Below are 18,568 nucleotides of genomic sequence, written 5' to 3'. Positions count from 1 at the left end.
TTTTAACCGACGGCCCTATAGCAGATCTGAATGGCACACTGATAGGCGCCAGAAAAAGACATTTGCAAAAGTCCGGATATTCCTTAGAATATGCGGCCTTTCGGGCACCTATGCCCGCTGTGCATTTAGATTTGCAGCACCGACTACAGGAACGATGTTCACATGCTAACAATCCGTCTTGCCCTTGGCGGCTCCAAAAAGCGCCCGTTTTACCACTTGACCGTAACCGACAGCCGCAACCCGCGCGACGGTTCGCACAAGGAACAGGTTGGTTTCTTCAACCCTGTTGCTCGTGGTCAAGAAGTTCGTCTGTCCGTGAACCAAGAGCGCGTAGCCTACTGGCTGAGCGTTGGTGCACAACCTTCTGAGCGCGTTGCTCAGTTGTTGAAGGAATCTGCTAAGGCTGCGGCCTGAGCAATATGAACGCGACGCCAGCTGTTGCTGATGATTTGATCGTTATCGGCAAGATTTATTCTGTTCACGGCGTTCGCGGCGAAGTGAAGGTGTATTCCTTTACTGATCCGATTAAGAACCTGCTGGATTACAAAACCTGGACGCTCAAGCGTGAGGGCAATGTAAAGCAGGTGGAGCTGGTCAGCGGACGCGGGAACGACAAGTTCCTGGTCGCAAAGCTCAAGGGTCTCGATGATCGTGAAGAAGCGCGTCTTCTGGCCGGTTATGAGATCTGCGTGCCGCGCAACCTGTTCCCTGAATTGACCGACGGCGAGTACTACTGGTACCAGCTGGAAGGTCTGAAGGTCATCGATACTCACGGGCAACTGTTCGGGAAAATCGATCATCTTCTGGAGACCGGCGCCAATGATGTAATGGTGGTCAAGCCTTGCGCTGGCAGCCTGGATGATCGCGAACGCCTGTTGCCCTATACGGAGCAATGCGTGTTGGCCGTCGACCTTGCCGCGGGCGAGATGAAGGTGGAATGGGATGCGGACTTCTAAACGTGGCTAACCTGCGCGTAGAAGTGATCAGTTTGTTTCCCGAGATGTTCTCCGCCATCAGCGAGTACGGCATCACCAGTCGTGCGGTGAAACAGGGGCTGTTGCAGCTTACCTGTTGGAATCCGCGAGACTACACGACGGATCGACATCACACTGTGGATGATCGCCCATTTGGCGGTGGTCCGGGCATGGTGATGAAGATCAAGCCCCTGGAAGATGCTCTGGTTCAGGCCAAGGCAGCAGCCGGGGAGGGAGCGAAGGTAATTTACCTGTCCCCCCAAGGCCGTCAACTGACTCAGTCGGCGGTGCGCGAGTTGGCGAATCTGGATGCATTGATCCTGATTGCCGGTCGCTATGAAGGCATTGACGAGCGTTTTATTGATGCTCATGTCGATGAAGAGTGGTCGATTGGTGACTATGTTCTGTCTGGCGGTGAGCTGCCGGCGATGGTCCTGATCGATGCGGTTACACGACTGCTGCCTGGAGCTTTAGGGCATGCGGACTCCGCCGAGGAAGATTCCTTTACGGATGGTTTGCTGGATTGCCCGCACTACACCCGACCGGAGGTGTATGCGGATCAGCGTGTTCCCGACGTATTGCTAAGTGGCAATCACGCGCACATCCGGCGTTGGCGTTTACAGCAGTCCCTTGGTCGGACCTATGAACGACGCGCCGATCTTCTGGAAAGCCGCTCGCTTTCTGGAGAAGAGAAGAAGCTGCTCGAGGAATACATCCGCGAGCGGGACGATAGTTAACAACGTATCGATGGTAGATCCGACGATTTACCTTAGGAGCACAGCATGACTAACAAAATCATCCTTGCACTCGAAGCAGAGCAGATGACCAAAGAGATCCCTACCTTTGCCCCGGGCGACACCATTGTCGTTCAGGTGAAAGTGAAGGAAGGCGATCGTTCGCGTCTGCAAGCGTTCGAAGGCGTAGTTATCGCCAAGCGTAACCGCGGCGTAAACAGTGCATTCACCGTTCGTAAAATCTCCAACGGTGTTGGCGTAGAGCGTACTTTCCAGACCTACAGCCCGCAAATCGACAGCATGGCTGTCAAGCGTCGCGGTGACGTACGTAAAGCCAAGCTGTACTACCTGCGTGACCTGTCCGGTAAAGCAGCTCGCATCAAGGAAAAACTGGCTTAAGTCCAGCTTCCGATGCCGAAGCGCCGGCCTGTTCAGGCTGGCGATTCAAGAAAATGCCTCGTATCGAAAGATACGGGGCATTTTTCGTTATAGGTGCATGTAAAGGTCGGTTAAGGCGCGGAATCTGTGGGGCGTTGGGGGGATTTTTTTCTGTGCGCAAAAAAACGCCCCGAACAAGTCGGGGCGTTTTTTGAGGTGCGGTGCTTGTGCGTTTAGCGCTTCAGCGAAGCTGGCAGGTGCGGCTGGATCGCCGTCAATACTGCCTTGAAGCACTTGGTGTTGCCGGCGACGACGTGGCCTTTTTCGAGGAAGTCGTGACCGCCGGTGAAGTCGCTCACCAAGCCGCCAGCTTCCTGGATCAGCAGCGCGCCTGCAGCCATGTCCCACTCGGACAGGCCTGATTCCCAGAAAGCGTCGAAACGGCCGGCAGCCACGTAGGCCAGGTCCAGACTTGCCGAACCGGCGCGGCGGATGCCGGCAGTCTGGCCAACCAGGGCGCGGAACATGCCCAGGTAGTTGTCGAGGTTGTCCATCTGGTCGTCACGGAACGGGAAGCCGGTACCCAGCAGGGCGCCGTCCAGGCTAGTGCGACCGCTGACGCGCAGGCGACGACCGTTCAGTTGGGCGCCGCGACCACGGCTGGCGGTGAATTCTTCCTGGCGAACCGGGTCCAGAACAACGGCGTGTTCCAGGCGGCCGCGGTATTTGCAGGCGATGCTGACAGCGAAGTGGGGAATGCCACGCAGGAAGTTGGTGGTGCCGTCCAGTGGGTCGATGATCCACAGGTATTCTTCGCCTTCGATACCGCTCCCGGCGTGCATGCCGGTTTCTTCACCCATGATCGAGTGATTCGGGTAGGCCTTGCGCAGCGCATCGATGATTTTCTGTTCGGCGGCGCGATCCACCTCGGATACGTAATCCTTGGCGTCTTTTTCGTCGACCTTGATGGTATCCAGGCGCTCGATGGAGCGGAAGATCAATTCACTGGCGCTGCGGGCGGCGCGCAGCGCGATATTCAGCATGGGCTGCATGGATGTGTCACCTAAGGTTGTTAAAGAAAGCCGGGCATTCTATCAGAAAGTTTCTACAGGTGAAGGTCGGCGTTCGCTTTCATGGCTTAACGGTATGTTCCGCCTCGCAAATACGTTCACATTTGGAGAAGTGGCAACGCAGCATGCCGACATTGAGCGCCGTTGAAAGTGAGTAGCTATTTTTGAGGCGGGGCACCCTGAGGAGCTGTAAGATTCTGCTCCCGATAATGTGTTCGAGAGCGTCTCCCTTGCTGCAAAACATTCGTGTCGTCCTGGTCAATACCAGTCACCCCGGCAATATCGGTGGGGCTGCGCGTGCCATGAAGAACATGGGCCTGTCGCGGCTGGTGTTGGTCGAACCGCGGTTGTTCCCGCATCACGAAGCTGATGCACGTGCGTCCGGTGCCGGTGACATCCTTGAAAGCGCGCAAGTCGTTGCCACCCTGGAAGATGCCTTGGTCGGCTGCAATCTGGTACTCGGTACCAGCGCTCGTGATCGTCGCATTCCCTGGCCATTGCTCGATCCCCGCGAATGCGGTGTGAAGGTGGTCGAGGAAGCGGGGCAGGGCGCCGAGATCGCGTTGGTGTTCGGTCGTGAAGATTCCGGCCTGACTAACGAAGAGCTGCAGCGATGTCATTATCACGTGCATATCCCATCAGACCCCGAGTTCAGTTCGCTGAATCTCGGGGCGGCGGTGCAGGTGTTGAGCTATGAAGTGCGCATGTCCTGGCTGGCGGCCCAAGGTCAGCCGAGCAAGGTCGAGAAGGAAGAAGTGGCGTCCACCAAGAGTGGTGAGCTGGCGACCATGGATGAGCTGGAGCGATTCTATGAGCACCTGGAACAAACCCTGGTGGCCATCGAATTCCTCGACCCGGAAAAACCACGGCACTTGATGGCGCGCCTGCGCCGGTTGTACGGACGCAGCTCGGTCAGCCGGGCGGAAATGAATATATTGCGTGGCATCCTCACGGAAACCCAGAAAGCGGCCCGTGGCGAGCTTCTAAAGCGGAAGGATTAATGATGTTCGAGCGTTTGCGTGAAGATATCCAGAGTGTTTTCCATCGTGATCCAGCGGCACGTAATGCGTTTGAGGTTCTGACGTGCTACCCGGGCATGCACGCCATCTGGATGCATCGCCTGTCGTCGGCATTGTGGGGCGCGGGCTGGAAATGGCTGGCACGTCTGGTATCGAACTTCGGTCGCTGGTTGACCGGGATCGAGATTCATCCAGGTGCCAAGGTCGGTCGTCGCTTCTTTATCGATCATGGCATGGGTATCGTTATCGGTGAGACCGCCGAAATCGGCAACGACGTCACCCTTTATCAGGGCGTGACCCTTGGCGGCACCAGTTGGAACAAGGGCAAGCGTCATCCGACGCTGGAAGATGGCGTGGTGGTCGGGGCGGGCGCCAAGGTGCTCGGCCCGTTTACTGTTGGTGCGGGGGCCAAGGTGGGTTCCAATGCTGTTGTCACCAAGGCAGTTCCGCCGGGTGCGACGGTAGTAGGGATTCCGGGGCGGATTATCGTCAAGTCTGACGATGAGCAGGATGCCAAGCGCAAGGCCATGGCCGAGAAGATCGGTTTCGACGCCTACGGTGTCGGCGAAGACATGCCAGACCCGGTGGCCCGGGCGATTGGTCAGTTGCTCGATCACTTGCAGGCGGTCGATGGTCGTCTGGAGGGGATGTGCGGAGCGTTGAAGGATCTGGGCAGCAACTACTGCGCCAAGGATCTGCCTGAGTTGCGTGAAGAAGACTTTGCCTGTGTAAAAGGCAAGGATCAAAGCCAGGCCAGTTAAACCGAGTCAGCTTCATCGCGGGCAAGCCCGCTCTCACAGGATGCTCATCGTCCTTGTGGAGGCGGGCTTGCCCGTGATGAACGATTACTCGGTACTGCTGGCTGTTAGCGCTCAGCCTTTGTTATGATGCGCGCGCTCTTTTGCGGGTAAACCTGAGTAAAGCACTAGGTCTTATAGTTGACTTAAATACTCGGGAATTGCATACTCGCCCCATTCCGAACTCCGTGGTAATTGTCCATGCGACTGACTACAAAAGGCCGATACGCCGTGACCGCCATGCTTGACCTGGCGTTACACGCGCAGCACGGGCCGGTGTCCCTGGCCGATATCTCCGAGCGCCAAGGCATCTCCCTGTCCTACCTCGAGCAGCTTTTTGCCAAATTGCGCCGCAGCAATCTGGTTTCCAGTGTTCGCGGTCCAGGCGGTGGCTACCAGCTGTCGCGCGACATGCAGGGCATCCAGGTGGCCCAGGTGATCGATGCGGTCAACGAATCGGTCGATGCTACCAAATGCCAGGGCCAGGGCGATTGCCATTCCGGCGACACCTGTCTGACCCACCATTTATGGTGCGATCTGAGCCTGCAGATTCACGAATTTCTGAGCGGTATCAGCTTGGCTGACCTTGTAACTCGCCGTGAAGTGCAAGAAGTAGCCCAGCGTCAGGACCAGCGTCGTTGCAACAGCAAGGCGCCACGCCTGGACAAGATTGAAGCGTCCGCCGTCGAATGACAGCCAAAGAGCTAGCGGCACGCCAGCCAGCCTGATTTAGGAGATAGTCCATGAAATTGCCGATTTACCTTGATTACTCTGCGACCACCCCGGTTGATCCGCGTGTCGCGCAAAAGATGAGTGAATGCCTGCTGGTTGACGGAAACTTCGGTAACCCGGCGTCCCGTTCCCACGTGTTCGGCTGGAAAGCTGAAGAGTCCGTCGAGAACGCTCGTCGTCAGGTCGCCGACCTGGTTAACGCCGACCCGCGCGAAATCGTCTGGACCTCCGGTGCCACCGAATCCGACAACCTGGCAATCAAGGGTGCGGCGCATTTCTACTCCACCAAAGGCAAGCACCTGATCACCACCAAGATTGAGCACAAGGCTGTCCTCGACACCATGCGCCAACTGGAGCGTGAAGGTTTCGAGGTTACCTACCTCGACCCTCGCGAAGATGGTCTGGTGACCCCGGAGATGGTCGAAGCCGCCCTGCGCGACGACACCATCCTGGTCTCGGTCATGCACGTGAACAACGAAATCGGCACCATCAACGACATCGCCGCCATCGGCGAACTGTGCCGCTCCAAGGGCATTCTGTTCCACGTCGACGCCGCTCAGTCCACCGGCAAGGTCGAGATCGACCTGTCGAAACTGAAAGTCGACCTGATGTCGTTTTCTGCCCACAAAACCTACGGCCCTAAAGGCATCGGCGCGCTGTACGTCAGCCGCAAGCCGCGTGTTCGCATCGAAGCGACCATGCACGGCGGCGGTCACGAGCGCGGCATGCGTTCCGGTACCCTGGCGACCCACCAGATCGTCGGCATGGGCGAAGCTTTCCGTGTGGCCAAGGAAGACATGGCCGCCGAGAACGTGCGCATCAAAGCCCTGAGCGACCGCTTCTTCAAGCAGGTCGAAGGTCTGGAAGAGCTGTACGTCAACGGCAGCATGACCGCCCGCGTACCGCACAACCTGAACCTGAGCTTCAACTATGTTGAAGGCGAATCGCTGATCATGGCGCTCAAGGATCTGGCGGTTTCGTCCGGTTCGGCCTGCACCTCGGCATCGCTTGAGCCTTCGTACGTACTGCGCGCCCTGGGCCGCAACGACGAACTGGCACACAGCTCGATTCGCTTCACCTTCGGCCGTTTCACCACCGAAGAAGAAATCGACTACGCCGCGCAGAAAGTCTGCGAGGCCGTCACCAAGCTGCGCACTCTGTCGCCGCTGTGGGACATGTACAAAGACGGCGTCGACATTTCGAAAATCGAGTGGGCGGCACACTGATATTCAAGTCGCCGCAACCGGGCCCTGCGAATCGACGATTGGCAGGGCTTCAAGAGCGACTCCTGATGAGTGAGGATTAAGAATCATGGCTTACAGCGAAAAGGTCATCGACCACTACGAGAACCCGCGCAACGTCGGCAAGATGGACGCAGAAGATCCTGATGTCGGCACCGGCATGGTCGGCGCTCCGGCGTGCGGTGACGTGATGCGTCTGCAGATCAAGGTCAACGAGCAAGGCATCATCGAGGACGCCAAGTTCAAGACCTACGGTTGCGGTTCGGCGATCGCCTCCAGCTCTCTGGCGACCGAGTGGATGAAAGGCAAGACTCTGGATGAAGCAGAGACCATCAAGAACACTCAACTGGCCGAAGAACTGGCCTTGCCGCCAGTGAAAATTCACTGCTCCGTACTCGCTGAAGACGCTATCAAGGCGGCCGTTCGCGACTACAAGCAGAAGAAAGGCTTGATCTGACTTTCAAGATTTGGCGACGAGTAAGGAGTCACCGATGGCTATCAGCATGACAGAAGCGGCTGCTCAACACGTGCGACGCTCCCTCAACGGGCGCGGCAAGGGTGATGGGATTCGTCTGGGTGTTCGCACCACGGGCTGTTCCGGCCTTGCCTATGTGCTGGAGTTTGTCGACGAGGTGGGCGCGGACGATCAAGTGTTCGAAAGTCACGGCGAGAAAGTGATTATCGACCCGAAAAGCCTGGCATACCTGGACGGCACCGAGCTCGATTTCGTCAAGGAAGGGTTGAACGAAGGCTTCAAGTTCAACAATCCCAACGTACGCGGTGAATGTGGCTGCGGCGAAAGCTTCAACATCTGAGGCTGCTTGTGGGTACTCCTTGTCATTTCGCTTTATTTGAGCTGAAACCGAGCTTCCGTCTGGATCTCGATCAGTTGGCCACGCGCTATCGTGAGTTGGCGCGCGGTGTTCATCCGGACCGCTTTGCCGACGCTTCCGAGCGTGAGCAGCGGCTGGCGCTCGAGCAATCCGCGAGCCTCAACGAGGCCTACCAGACGCTCAAAAGCCCCCCCAAGCGCGCGCGATACCTGCTCGCCCTGGGTGGTCGCGAGCTGCCGCTGGAGGTCACGGTGCATGATCCGGAGTTTCTTCTGCAGCAGATGCAATGGCGCGAAGAACTCGAAGACCTGCAAGACAGCGCCGACCTGGGCGGCATTGCCGTGTTCAAGCGCCGCTTGAAGGTCGCGCAGGATGAACTGAACGAAAGCTTCGCAGCCTGTTGGGATGATGCAGCGCAACGTGAGCAGGCCGAACGCCTGATGCGGCGCATGCAGTTCCTCGACAAGCTCACCTACGAAGTGCGCCAGTTAGAAGAGCGCCTCGACGATTAACCCAGTGCCGCTCCGGTCGCACGCCTGATATACAGATAAGTCCTGATTACGATGGCCCTACTGCAGATCGCCGAACCCGGCCAAAGTCCTCAACCGCACCAGCGTCGTCTGGCTGTGGGGATTGACTTGGGCACTACCAATTCGCTGGTCGCTGCGTTGCGCAGTGGTCTTTCCGAGCCTCTGGCCGACGCTGATGGGCGGGTTATCCTGCCGTCCGCCGTGCGCTATCACGCCGATCACGTCGAAGTCGGCGAATCGGCCAAACTGGCCGCCGCCACCGATCCCTTGAATACCGTGCTGTCGGTCAAACGCTTGATGGGTCGTGGTCTGTCCGACGTCAAGCAATTGGGCGATCAACTGCCGTACCGTTTTGTCGATGGCGAGTCGCACATGCCGTTCATCGACACGGTGCAAGGCCCGAAAAGTCCGGTCGAAGTCTCCGCCGATATCCTCAAGGTGTTGCGTCATCGCGCTGAAGCGACTTTGGGTGGCGAGCTGGTCGGCGCGGTGATCACCGTTCCGGCTTATTTCGATGATGCTCAGCGTCAAGCCACCAAGGATGCGGCCAAACTGGCCGGCCTGAACGTGCTGCGTTTGCTCAACGAGCCAACCGCCGCTGCCGTGGCTTATGGTCTGGATCAGCAGGCAGAAGGCCTGGTCGCCATTTACGACCTGGGCGGCGGTACTTTCGATATTTCGATTCTGCGCCTGACTGGCGGTGTGTTCGAAGTGCTGGCTACCGGCGGCGACAGCGCCCTGGGTGGCGATGACTTCGACCACGCAATCGCTGGCTGGATCATCCAGGGCGCCGGTCTGTCGGCTGACCTCGATCCAGGCGTGCAACGCAATTTGCTGCAAACCGCTTGTGCGGCAAAAGAAGCCCTGACCAACTCCTCGTCCGTCGAAGTCGCTTATGGCGGCTGGAAGGCCGAGTTGACCCGTGAAGCCTTCAATGCGCTGATCGAGCCGATGGTTGCTCGCAGCCTGAAAGCCTGTCGTCGCGCGGTGCGTGATTCTGGCATCGAGCTGGAAGACGTTCACGCTGTGGTCATGGTCGGCGGCTCGACGCGTGTGCCTCGCGTCCGCGAAGCTGTTGCGCAGGCCTTCGGTCGCGAGCCGCTGACCGAAATCGATCCGGATCAAGTCGTGGCCATCGGTGCCGCGATCCAGGCCGATACCCTGGCCGGTAACAAGCGTGACGGCGGCGAACTGCTGTTGCTCGACGTGATTCCGTTGTCCCTGGGGCTGGAAACCATGGGCGGCCTGATGGAGAAGGTGATTCCGCGCAACACCACCATCCCCGTCGCCCGGGCGCAGGACTTCACCACCTATAAAGATGGCCAGTCGGCCATGGCGATTCACGTCTTGCAGGGCGAGCGTGAGTTGATCAGCGACTGCCGCTCCTTGGCACGTTTCGAATTGCGCGGGATTCCGGCGATGGTGGCGGGTGCGGCGAAGATTCGCGTGACCTTCCAGGTCGATGCCGACGGTCTGCTCAGTGTTTCGGCCCGTGAACTGGGTTCGGGTGTCGAAGCCAGCATCCAGGTCAAACCGTCCTACGGCCTGACCGACGGCGAAATCGCCAAGATGCTCAAGGATTCGTTCCAGCACGCCAATGACGACAAGGTCGCCCGGGTATTGCGTGAGCAGCAGGTCGATGCCCAACGCCTGATCGAGGCGGTGCAGGGCGCCCTGGATGTCGATGGCGAGCGCTTGCTCGATGCCGAAGAGCGCATGGTCATCGAATTGCAGATGCAGGAACTGGCCGAATTGATGAAAGGCACCGATGGTTACGCCATCGAGCAGCAGACCAAGCGTCTGTCGCAGGTGACCGATGCCTTTGCTGCCCGCCGCCTGGACTCGACGGTGAAAGCCGCTCTGGCGGGGCGCAATCTGAATGAAATCGAGGATATCTGATGCCGCAGGTCATTTTTCTACCCCACGAGAAGTTCTGCCCGGAAGGCATGGTTGTGGAGGCTGAGCCCGGCATCTCCATCCTCGAACTGGCCCATGAACACCATATCGAAATGGAAAGCGCCTGTGGCGGCGTCTGCGCCTGCACCACTTGCCACTGCATCATTCGCGAAGGTTTTGACTCGCTGGAAGAAGCGGATGAGCTGGAAGAAGACTTTCTTGATCGGGCCTGGGGCCTGGAAGCGCAATCGCGTCTAGGCTGTCAGGCGATCGTCGGGACTGAAGACCTGACCGTCGAAATTCCGAAATACTCGCTCAACCACGCAGCTGAAGCTCCGCACTGATTCAAGGAATTGTCATGAAACTCAAGTGGACTGATGTGCTGGAGATCGCAATCCAGCTGGCTGAAACCAAGCCTGATGTTGACCCTATGTCGGTCAACTTCGTCGATCTGCGTAAATGGGTGATGGAATTGCCCGAATTCGACGACAAGCCTGAGCATTGTGGCGAAAAGATCCTGGAGGCCATTCAGGCCCACTGGATCGAAGAACGCGACTGAGCCACGCAGCAGGTTAGGCAATACCCAAGAACCCGCGTATAATTCGCGGGTTTAATTTTTCGCAAATTACCGTTTCTGGAGTTACACCATGGCTGTTCAACGTACTTTCTCCATCATCAAGCCTGACGCTGTTGCTAAAAACGTCATCGGCGAGATCACCACTCGTTTCGAAAAAGCAGGCCTGCGCGTTGTAGCTTCGAAACTGAAGCAACTGTCCAAAGCCGAAGCCGAAGGCTTCTACGCTGAACACAGCGCTCGTGGTTTCTTCAACGACCTGGTTGCTTTCATGATCTCCGGTCCGGTTGTCGTTCAGGTTCTGGAAGGCGAAAACGCTATCGCTCTGAACCGTGAACTGATGGGCGCTACCAACCCTAAAGAAGCTGCTGCCGGCACCATCCGTGCTGACTTCGCTGATTCCATCGACGCCAACGCCGTACACGGTTCGGACTCCGAAGCCGCTGCTGCTCGCGAAATCTCGTACTTCTTCGCAGCTACTGAAGTAACCACTCGCTAAGCATTGGCTTAAGAGTGAAGGTGAATCCATGACTACATCGACTGTAAAAACCAACCTGCTGGGTCTGACTCAACAGGAAATGGAAAAATTCTTCGACTCAATCGGGGAGAAGCGTTTCCGTGCCGGTCAGGTAATGAAATGGATTCACCACTTTGGCGTCGATGATTTCGACGCCATGACGAACGTCAGCAAGGCCTTGCGCGAGAAGCTCAAGGCTGTTGCTGAAATTCGTGGTCCGGAAGTGGTCAGCGAGGACATCTCCAGCGACGGCACCCGTAAGTGGGTGGTGCGCGTGGCGTCCGGCAGCTGCGTCGAGACCGTTTACATTCCCCAGGGCAAACGCGGCACATTGTGCGTTTCGTCCCAGGCAGGCTGTGCCCTGGATTGCAGTTTCTGCTCCACCGGCAAGCAAGGTTTCAATAGCAACCTCACCGCCGCCGAAGTCATCGGCCAGGTGTGGATTGCCAACAAATCCTTTGGCAGCGTCCCGGCAACCGTCGACCGTGCCATCACCAACGTGGTGATGATGGGCATGGGTGAGCCGCTGTTGAACTTCGACAACGTCGTGGCCGCCATGCATCTGATGATGGATGACCTGGGCTATGGCATTTCCAAGCGCCGCGTAACCCTGTCGACTTCGGGTGTGGTGCCGATGATCGATGAGCTGTCCAAGCACATCGACGTCTCCCTGGCGTTGTCCCTGCACGCACCGAATGACGCATTGCGTAACCAATTGGTGCCGATCAACAAGAAGTATCCGCTTAAGATGCTTCTGGAGTCGTGTCAGCGCTACATGTCGTCCCTGGGCGAAAAGCGCGTACTGACCATCGAGTACACCTTGCTCAAGGACATCAACGACAAGGTTGAACACGCGGTCGAAATGATCGAGTTGCTCAAGAACATTCCTTGCAAGATCAACCTGATCCCGTTCAACCCGTTCCCGCATTCCGGTTACGAGCGCCCGAGCAATAACGCGATTCGTCGTTTCCAGGATCAGCTTCACCATGCAGGCTTCAACGTCACCGTACGCACCACCCGCGGTGAAGACATCGATGCCGCGTGTGGCCAATTGGTAGGGCAGGTGCTGGATCGCACCCGTCGCAGCGAACGTTATATCGCCGTGCGTGAGTTGAGCGCTGAAAACGATATGGCACAAAACGCTGCGAACAATAATTAAGAGAGGATCTCTATGTCCCTGCGCCTAGCGCTGCTTGTGCTGTTGGCCAGCCTTTGTGCTGGTTGTGTCCTGTCGGGCGATTTCAACCCGATGAAGACCAGCAAGGGCCGTGACGAAGCGCGTGCCGCCTACGTGCAGCTGGGCTTGGGATACTTGCAACAGGGCATGACCGAGCGCGCCAAAGTCCCGTTGAAAAAGGCGTTGGAGCTGGACAGCTCGGACCCTGACGCCAACGCGGCGCTGGGGTTGGTGTTCCAGGCCGAGATGGAGCCGGAACTGGCCGATCAGCATTTTCGCAAGGCGCTGTCTTCGCGTCCTGCCGACGCGCGAATCCTGAACAATTACGGCAGTTTTCTGTTCGAGGAAAAACGTTACAAAGAGGCGTACGAGCGCTTTGAACAGGCCGCCGCCGATACCTTGTATCCTGAGCGTTCACGGGTTTTCGAGAACCTGGGCATGACCGCTTCAAAGCTTGGCCAACGTGACCTGGCCCGCCAGCAACTGGAAAAAGCCCTGCGCTTGAACCGTCAACAGCCACGTGCCTTGCTGGAAATGGCTGAGTTGTCCTTCGAAGACAGGCATTATGTGCCCGCGCGTGACTATTACGATCGTTTTAGCCTGCTCACCGAACAAAATGCACGTAGTCTATTGCTCGGCGTTCGGCTGGCAAAAGTGTTCGAAGATCGCGACAAGGCCGCCAGTTTCGGCCTGCAACTAAAACGACTCTATCCCGGTACGCCGGAATATCAGCAATACCTGTCGGAGCAATGATGAAAGCGGCGCATCCCGAAGTTGTAGCAGCGAATCGCGTTAACCCCGGTGAGACTTTGCGCCAGGCTCGCGAAAGCAATGGCTGGTCGCTGGCCGAAGTGGCTCTGAAGCTCAACCTCACCGTCAATTCCCTGAGCAATCTGGAAGCCGGCGCTTTCGACAAACTGCCCGGGCACACCTTTGCCCGTGGTTATATTCGCGCGTACGCCAAATTGCTGGGCATGGACCAGGCTGTTCTGGTCCAGCAGTTCGACCAATCCACCGGCACCGACTCCCAGGGCAGCAACGTCCATAGCCTGGGGCGTATCGAAGAGCCGGTTCGGGTTTCCCATACCATTTTGCGAATTGTCAGCCTGCTGTTGCTGATTGCGGTGATTGGCGGTGGTTTTGTCTGGTGGCAGGATCAAACCTCATTGCGCACCAAGGACCTGATCGGCCTGGCCCCGGAACACGTTGAAGTCGAAGGCGCCGACGGTACCACTCAGATCCATCCGCTGGACGAGCCGGAAGACCAGGCTGTTGCAGAAGGTCAGGCTGAAGGTGAAGTGGCTCTCGCTTTGCCTCAGGCCGAGGAGCCAGTCAGTGCCGAAGCGAGCGCTCCGGTTCCAGCGCCCGCGACCCCGGTGGCAACGCCTGCGGCTCCGGCTCACACTGCTCCGGTTGCCCCGTCGCCGGCGACACCTGCCCCGGCTGTTCCAGCTGTGCCGGCACCGGTCGTGACCGCTCCGGTTACCCCGACCGTTCCAGCCCCTGCTCCGGCACCCGCTGCTCCGGTGGCTGGCCAAGGGCAGGTTCAACTGCAATTCACCGCCGATTGCTGGACCCAAGTGACCGACGGCACCGGTAAGGTGCTGTTGAGCGGTCTAAAGCGTAAAGGCGAAAGTGTTTCCGTCAGCGGCAAACCGCCCTTTGCCGTGCGTCTGGGCTTCGCCCGTGGCGCGCAGGTCAGTTACAACGGGCAGGTGGTTGATGTCGCTCCGTTCACCAGTGGCGAGACTGCTCGCCTGAAGTTGGGTCAATAAGTCATGCACGGCGAATCTCCAATCAAACGTCGCGAATCCCGCAAGATCTGGGTCGGTAATGTGCCCGTGGGCGGCGATGCGCCTATCGCTGTGCAGAGCATGACCAACAGCGACACCAATGACGTGGCCGCCACCGTGGCCCAGATCAATCGTCTGGAAGCCGCTGGTGTCGATATCGTGCGGGTTTCGGTGCCGGACATGGACGCCGCCGAAGCTTTCGGCAAGATCAAGCAACTGGTCAAAGTGCCGTTGGTGGCCGACATTCACTTCGACTACAAGATCGCACTGCGTGTCGCCGAACTGGGCGTCGATTGCCTGCGGATCAACCCGGGCAACATCGGTCGTGAAGACCGCGTGCGCGCGGTGGTCGATGCCGCCCGTGATCGCGGGATTCCAATCCGCATCGGCGTGAACGCCGGTTCCCTGGAAAAAGACCTGCAAAAGAAATACGGCGAGCCAACCCCGGCTGCGCTGGTCGAGTCTGCGTTGCGTCACGTCGAACACCTCGAACGCCTGAATTTCCAGGACTTCAAGGTCAGCGTAAAAGCCTCCGACGTGTTCATGGCCGTCGCTGCCTACCGTTTGCTGGCCAAGGAAATCGTCCAGCCATTGCACTTGGGCATCACCGAAGCCGGTGGTTTGCGTTCAGGCACGGTGAAATCCGCCGTGGGCCTCGGTATGCTGCTCGCCGAAGGGATTGGCGATACTATTCGCATCTCGCTGGCGGCCGACCCGGTCGAGGAAGTGAAAGTCGGTTACGACATTCTCAAATCCCTGCACCTGCGTTCCCGTGGCATCAACTTCATCGCCTGCCCGAGCTGCTCGCGGCAGAACTTCGATGTGGTCAAAACCATGAACGAGCTGGAAGGGCGCCTCGAAGACCTGCTGGTGCCGCTGGATGTCGCGGTGATCGGTTGCGTGGTCAACGGGCCGGGCGAAGCCAAGGAAGCCCATATCGGCTTGACCGGCGGCACGCCAAACCTGATTTACATCGACGGCAAGCCGTCGCAGAAACTGACGAATGACAATCTGGTGGATGAGCTGGAAAAGCTGATTCGCCAGAAAGCGGCCGAAAAGGTCGAAGCCGACGCTGCAGTAATCGCCCGCGGCTGATCGAACGAATTTAAGGATTTATAGTGAGCAAGTCTCTGCAAGCCATTCGTGGCATGAACGACATCCTGCCCGAACAGACTCCCCTGTGGCGTCATTTCGAGGGCACCGTCTCGCGTTTGCTGGATAACTACGGTTACAAGCAGATTCGTATGCCTATCGTCGAGTTCACCGAGCTGTTCAAACGCTCCATCGGTGAAGTGACCGACATTGTCGAAAAAGAGATGTACACGTTCGACGACCGCAACGGCGATTCCCTGACCCTGCGCCCCGAAGGCACGGCGGCCTGTGTGCGTGCGGTACTCGAGCACGGCATCACCGGCGGCGGTCAGGTGCAGAAACTCTGGTACATCGGCCCGATGTTCCGTCACGAACGTCCGCAGAAAGGCCGCTATCGCCAGTTCCATCAGATCGGCTGCGAAGTCTTCAACCTCGACGGTCCGGACATCGACGCCGAGCTGATCGTGCTGACCTGGCGCCTGTGGGGCGAACTGGGTATCCGCGATGCGGTCAAGCTCGAACTCAACAGCCTGGGCACCAGCGAGTCCCGTGGCCGTTATCGAGAAGCGCTGGTCGAATACCTCACCGCGAGACTGGATCAACTGGACGAAGACAGCCAACGCCGTCTGAAGACCAACCCGCTGCGGGTTCTGGACACCAAGAATCCCGACACTCAAGCGGCATTGGCCGACGCGCCAAAGATGGCCGATTACCTCGACGAGGAATCCCGCGTGCACTTCGAGGGCCTCAAGGCTCGTCTGGACGCCGCCGGCATTCCTTATGTGATCAACCCGAAGCTGGTTCGCGGGCTGGATTACTACAGCAAGACCGTTTTCGAATGGGTCACCGACAAGTTGGGCGCCCAAGGCACTGTGTGTGCCGGTGGTCGCTACGACGGTCTGGTGGAGCAGATGGGCGGCAAGCCGACCACGGGCGTCGGTTTCGCCATGGGCATCGAGCGTCTGGTGCTGCTGCTTGAAACCCTGGAGCAGATTCCCGAAGAAATCTCCCGTCAGGTCGATGTCTACCTCTGCGCCTTCGGTGAAGCCGCAGAGCTGGCCGGTCTGACCCTGAGCGAGCGTGTTCGTGATCAATTGCCCAACCTGCGCCTGCAAGTCAATGCCGGTGCCGGCAGCTTCAAAAGCCAGTTCAAGAAAGCCGACAAGAGCGGTGCGCTGTACGCATTGATCCTCGGTGACGACGAAATGGCCCAGCAAGTGGTAGGTTTCAAACCCCTGCGTGGCCAGGGCGAACAACAAAGCATTGCCTGGGATGCGCTTGCTGCACACCTGGCCACCTGCGTCGTGCAGGGTTGAAGCTGTCAAACAGCCGATTTAGCGATTAAGGAGTATTGGGGTGTCGAGTACCGAAGACGAACATCTGGCGGAGTTTAAGGACTGGTGGACACGCAACGGCAAGCCCCTGGTCACTGGCGGCTTGTTGGCGCTGGTCATCGTGTTCGGCTGGCAGGCCTTTCAGAAGTACCAGAGCAATCAGTCGCAAGGCGCCTCGATGCTCTATCAGCAGTTGCTGGAAACCACGCTGACGCCTGATGGCAAGCCTGATGCTGCCCGTGTTTCGGATCTGGCCGGCAAGCTCAACAGCGAGTTCGGTGGCACCGCTTACGCGCAATACGGCAGCCTGTTCGTGGCGAAAGTCGCGGTCGACAGCGGCAAACTGGACGACGCAGCCAGCGAGTTGAAAGCCATTGTCGCCAAGCCGGCCAACCCGGCTCTGGGTGAAATCGCCCGTCAGCGCCTGGCGCAGGTATTGGCCGCACAGAACAAGGTCGATGAAGCCCTGAAACTGCTCGAAGGCGATGCCGACCAGGCCTTCCTGGCTACTCGCGAAGAACTCAAAGGCGACCTGCTGGTGCAGTTGGGTCGTACCGACGAAGCGAACGCGGCGTATCAAAAAGCCAAGGCGGCACTGTCGGATGAAGCGGCGGTCGGCGGCCTACAAATCAAGCTGGACGACCTGGCCAAAGGGGATGCGTGACGTGATCCGTTGGAAACATGCAGCATTGCTGGCTCTGGCCATATTGGCCGCGGGTTGCAGCAGCAACAGCAAAAAAGAATTGCCACCGGCCGAGTTGACCGACTTCAAGGAAGAAGTGGTTCTGCAAAAGCAGTGGAGTCGTTCGATCGGTGACGGTCAGGGCGAAACCTACAACATGCTGGTTCCGGCAATCGATGGCGATACCATCTATGCCGCCGACGTCACCGGTGTGGTGATGGCGATGGATCGCAGCAATGGCGACGTCAAATGGAAGAAAGATCTCGAGCTGCCTGTCTCCGGCGCCGTTGGCGTGGGTTACGGTCTGGTCATGATCGGGACCCTCAAGGGCGAAATCGTTGCCCTGGATGCCAGCAGCGGTGAAGAGAAATGGCGCGCTCGCGTGACCAGTGAAGTCCTCGCGCCGCCGGCCACCAACGGTGACGTTGTCGTGGTTCAGACCCAGGACGACCGTCTGATCGGTCTGGATGCCGCTACCGGCAACCAGCGCTGGTTGTATGACAGCACGCCGGCGGTTCTGACCCTGCGCGGCACCAGCGCACCGATCGTCACCAACCGCCTCGCGGTGGCTGGCCTGTCGACTGGTAAAGTGGTCGCTCTCGATGTGTCCAACGGCGTGCCGGTGTGGGAACAGCGCGTAGCGATTCCACAAGGTCGTTCGGAACTGGAGCGTGTGGTCGATATCGACGGTGGCTTGCTGCTGTCCGGCGGTACGCTGTATGTCGCCAGCTATCAGGGTCGCGTCGCGGCACTGGACCTGGAAAGCGGTCGTCAGCTCTGGCAGCGTGATGCTTCCAGCTACGCCGGCGTTGCCCAGGGTTTTGGCAGCGTCTACGTGAGCCTGTCTGCGGGCACCGTTGAAGGCGTCGACGAACGTTCCACCACTGCCTTGTGGAGCAACGATTCGCTGGCTCGCCGTCAACTGTCGGCTCCGGAAGTGTTCTCCAGCTACGTTGCAGTCGGTGACATGGAAGGCTACCTGCACCTGCTGAGTCAGGTGGACGGTCGTTTCGTCGGCCGCGAACGCATCGACAGCGACGGCCTGCGTGCCCGTCCGCTGGTGGTGGGTGACACGATTTATGTATATGGCAACAGCGGCAAACTGGAAGCCCTGACCATCAAGTAATGGTTTGACTATGCTTGGGGTTAGTTCCCCAAGCGGCCCCGTTCTGCGGGGCTCGCAGCGCTTACAGGC

At 58.5% G+C, this 18,568-nt stretch carries 23 protein-coding genes; 22 read left to right on the top strand and 1 reads right to left on the bottom strand.

The annotated features are described in order from the left end of the window. The first annotated feature begins 162 nt into the window (after positions 1–162). From rpsP to rplS, 4 genes are read left to right on the top strand one after another with little or no spacing between them, the layout of a single operon-like run. Entirely contained in the window at positions 163–414 is a 252-nt protein-coding gene (gene rpsP, locus ACZ9BB_RS19190) for a 30S ribosomal protein S16 (RefSeq protein WP_003198088.1), read from the top strand. A gap of 5 nt (positions 415–419) precedes the next feature. Further along, a complete protein-coding gene (gene rimM / locus ACZ9BB_RS19185; protein ID WP_105340217.1) occupies positions 420–956 on the top strand; it encodes a ribosome maturation factor RimM in 537 nt (178 codons plus the stop codon). After that, positions 938–1,711: a tRNA (guanosine(37)-N1)-methyltransferase TrmD gene (gene trmD, locus ACZ9BB_RS19180; RefSeq protein ID WP_476215353.1), complete on the top strand. Its 774-nt coding sequence runs from the start codon at positions 938–940 to the stop codon at positions 1,709–1,711. The genes rimM and trmD overlap by 19 nt, the downstream gene beginning before the upstream one ends. 45 nt (positions 1,712–1,756) lie before the next feature. After that, positions 1,757–2,107 carry a 50S ribosomal protein L19 gene (gene rplS, locus ACZ9BB_RS19175; protein WP_003175895.1) on the top strand — a complete coding sequence of 117 codons (351 nt, stop codon included), beginning with the start codon at positions 1,757–1,759 and terminating at the stop codon, positions 2,105–2,107. A gap of 212 nt (positions 2,108–2,319) precedes the next feature. Here the strand turns inward: rplS and suhB are convergent, their stop codons facing one another. Beyond that, positions 2,320–3,138: a type III secretion system regulator SuhB gene (gene suhB / locus ACZ9BB_RS19170; protein ID WP_085709393.1), complete on the bottom strand. Its 819-nt coding sequence runs from the start codon at positions 3,136–3,138 to the stop codon at positions 2,320–2,322. A 248-nt stretch (positions 3,139–3,386) separates the two neighbouring features. Between suhB and trmJ the strand changes: the two genes are divergently transcribed. From trmJ to bamB, 18 genes are all read left to right on the top strand, one after another. Beyond that, positions 3,387–4,157: a tRNA (cytosine(32)/uridine(32)-2'-O)-methyltransferase TrmJ gene (trmJ, locus tag ACZ9BB_RS19165; RefSeq protein WP_476215350.1), complete on the top strand. Its 771-nt coding sequence runs from the start codon at positions 3,387–3,389 to the stop codon at positions 4,155–4,157. Positions 4,158–4,159: 2 nt separating this feature from the next. After that, complete coding sequence (gene cysE / locus ACZ9BB_RS19160; RefSeq protein WP_476215349.1) at positions 4,160–4,936, top strand: serine O-acetyltransferase; 777 nt, start codon at positions 4,160–4,162, stop codon at positions 4,934–4,936. 237 nt (positions 4,937–5,173) lie between these two features. Continuing rightward, entirely contained in the window at positions 5,174–5,665 is a 492-nt protein-coding gene (gene iscR / locus ACZ9BB_RS19155; protein WP_003227911.1) for a Fe-S cluster assembly transcriptional regulator IscR, read from the top strand. Between the two features lie 50 nt (positions 5,666–5,715). Continuing rightward, positions 5,716–6,930 carry an IscS subfamily cysteine desulfurase gene (locus ACZ9BB_RS19150; protein ID WP_095632458.1) on the top strand — a complete coding sequence of 405 codons (1,215 nt, stop codon included), beginning with the start codon at positions 5,716–5,718 and terminating at the stop codon, positions 6,928–6,930. Positions 6,931–7,015: 85 nt separating this feature from the next. Continuing rightward, complete coding sequence (iscU, locus tag ACZ9BB_RS19145; RefSeq protein ID WP_003443374.1) at positions 7,016–7,402, top strand: Fe-S cluster assembly scaffold IscU; 387 nt, start codon at positions 7,016–7,018, stop codon at positions 7,400–7,402. A gap of 34 nt (positions 7,403–7,436) precedes the next feature. After that, positions 7,437–7,760 (top strand): iron-sulfur cluster assembly protein IscA, encoded by a 324-nt coding sequence (gene iscA / locus ACZ9BB_RS19140; RefSeq protein ID WP_007941391.1) that lies wholly within the window; start codon positions 7,437–7,439, stop codon positions 7,758–7,760. 8 nt (positions 7,761–7,768) lie between these two features. Then, positions 7,769–8,290: a co-chaperone HscB gene (gene hscB, locus ACZ9BB_RS19135; protein WP_476215346.1), complete on the top strand. Its 522-nt coding sequence runs from the start codon at positions 7,769–7,771 to the stop codon at positions 8,288–8,290. A gap of 51 nt (positions 8,291–8,341) precedes the next feature. Next, the gene (gene hscA / locus ACZ9BB_RS19130; RefSeq protein WP_476215344.1) at positions 8,342–10,207 is read left to right on the top strand and encodes a Fe-S protein assembly chaperone HscA; all 1,866 of its coding nucleotides are present in this window, start codon (positions 8,342–8,344) and stop codon (positions 10,205–10,207) included. Beyond that, entirely contained in the window at positions 10,207–10,548 is a 342-nt protein-coding gene (fdx, locus tag ACZ9BB_RS19125; protein WP_008014719.1) for an ISC system 2Fe-2S type ferredoxin, read from the top strand. Before hscA ends, fdx begins: the two co-directional genes overlap by 1 nt. A gap of 14 nt (positions 10,549–10,562) precedes the next feature. Next, positions 10,563–10,763, top strand: coding sequence for a Fe-S cluster assembly protein IscX (gene iscX / locus ACZ9BB_RS19120; RefSeq protein WP_223489030.1), 201 nt, complete (start codon positions 10,563–10,565; stop codon positions 10,761–10,763). 88 nt (positions 10,764–10,851) lie between these two features. Then, a complete protein-coding gene (ndk, locus tag ACZ9BB_RS19115) occupies positions 10,852–11,277 on the top strand; it encodes a nucleoside-diphosphate kinase (protein ID WP_007903599.1) in 426 nt (141 codons plus the stop codon). A gap of 28 nt (positions 11,278–11,305) precedes the next feature. Further along, a complete protein-coding gene (gene rlmN / locus ACZ9BB_RS19110; RefSeq protein WP_476215340.1) occupies positions 11,306–12,454 on the top strand; it encodes a dual-specificity RNA methyltransferase RlmN in 1,149 nt (382 codons plus the stop codon). Between the two features lie 12 nt (positions 12,455–12,466). Beyond that, positions 12,467–13,225, top strand: coding sequence for a type IV pilus biogenesis/stability protein PilW (gene pilW, locus ACZ9BB_RS19105; protein ID WP_476215338.1), 759 nt, complete (start codon positions 12,467–12,469; stop codon positions 13,223–13,225). Next, a complete protein-coding gene (locus tag ACZ9BB_RS19100; protein WP_476215337.1) occupies positions 13,225–14,247 on the top strand; it encodes a RodZ domain-containing protein in 1,023 nt (340 codons plus the stop codon). Before pilW ends, ACZ9BB_RS19100 begins: the two co-directional genes overlap by 1 nt. Positions 14,248–14,250: 3 nt before the next feature. Further along, positions 14,251–15,360 carry a flavodoxin-dependent (E)-4-hydroxy-3-methylbut-2-enyl-diphosphate synthase gene (ispG, locus tag ACZ9BB_RS19095; RefSeq protein WP_476215336.1) on the top strand — a complete coding sequence of 370 codons (1,110 nt, stop codon included), beginning with the start codon at positions 14,251–14,253 and terminating at the stop codon, positions 15,358–15,360. A gap of 23 nt (positions 15,361–15,383) precedes the next feature. Then, positions 15,384–16,673, top strand: coding sequence for a histidine--tRNA ligase (gene hisS / locus ACZ9BB_RS19090; protein WP_476215334.1), 1,290 nt, complete (start codon positions 15,384–15,386; stop codon positions 16,671–16,673). 40 nt (positions 16,674–16,713) lie between these two features. Next, complete coding sequence (locus tag ACZ9BB_RS19085; protein ID WP_476215333.1) at positions 16,714–17,355, top strand: tetratricopeptide repeat protein; 642 nt, start codon at positions 16,714–16,716, stop codon at positions 17,353–17,355. Continuing rightward, on the top strand, positions 17,348–18,499 hold the full coding sequence (gene bamB / locus ACZ9BB_RS19080; protein ID WP_032836290.1) for an outer membrane protein assembly factor BamB: 1,152 nt from the start codon (positions 17,348–17,350) through the stop codon (positions 18,497–18,499). Before ACZ9BB_RS19085 ends, bamB begins: the two co-directional genes overlap by 8 nt. Positions 18,500–18,568 lie beyond the last annotated feature (69 nt).

It is taken from the genome of Pseudomonas sp. TE3552 (genome assembly GCF_056278945.1).
This window is presented reverse-complemented; position numbering and strand designations above follow the sequence as displayed.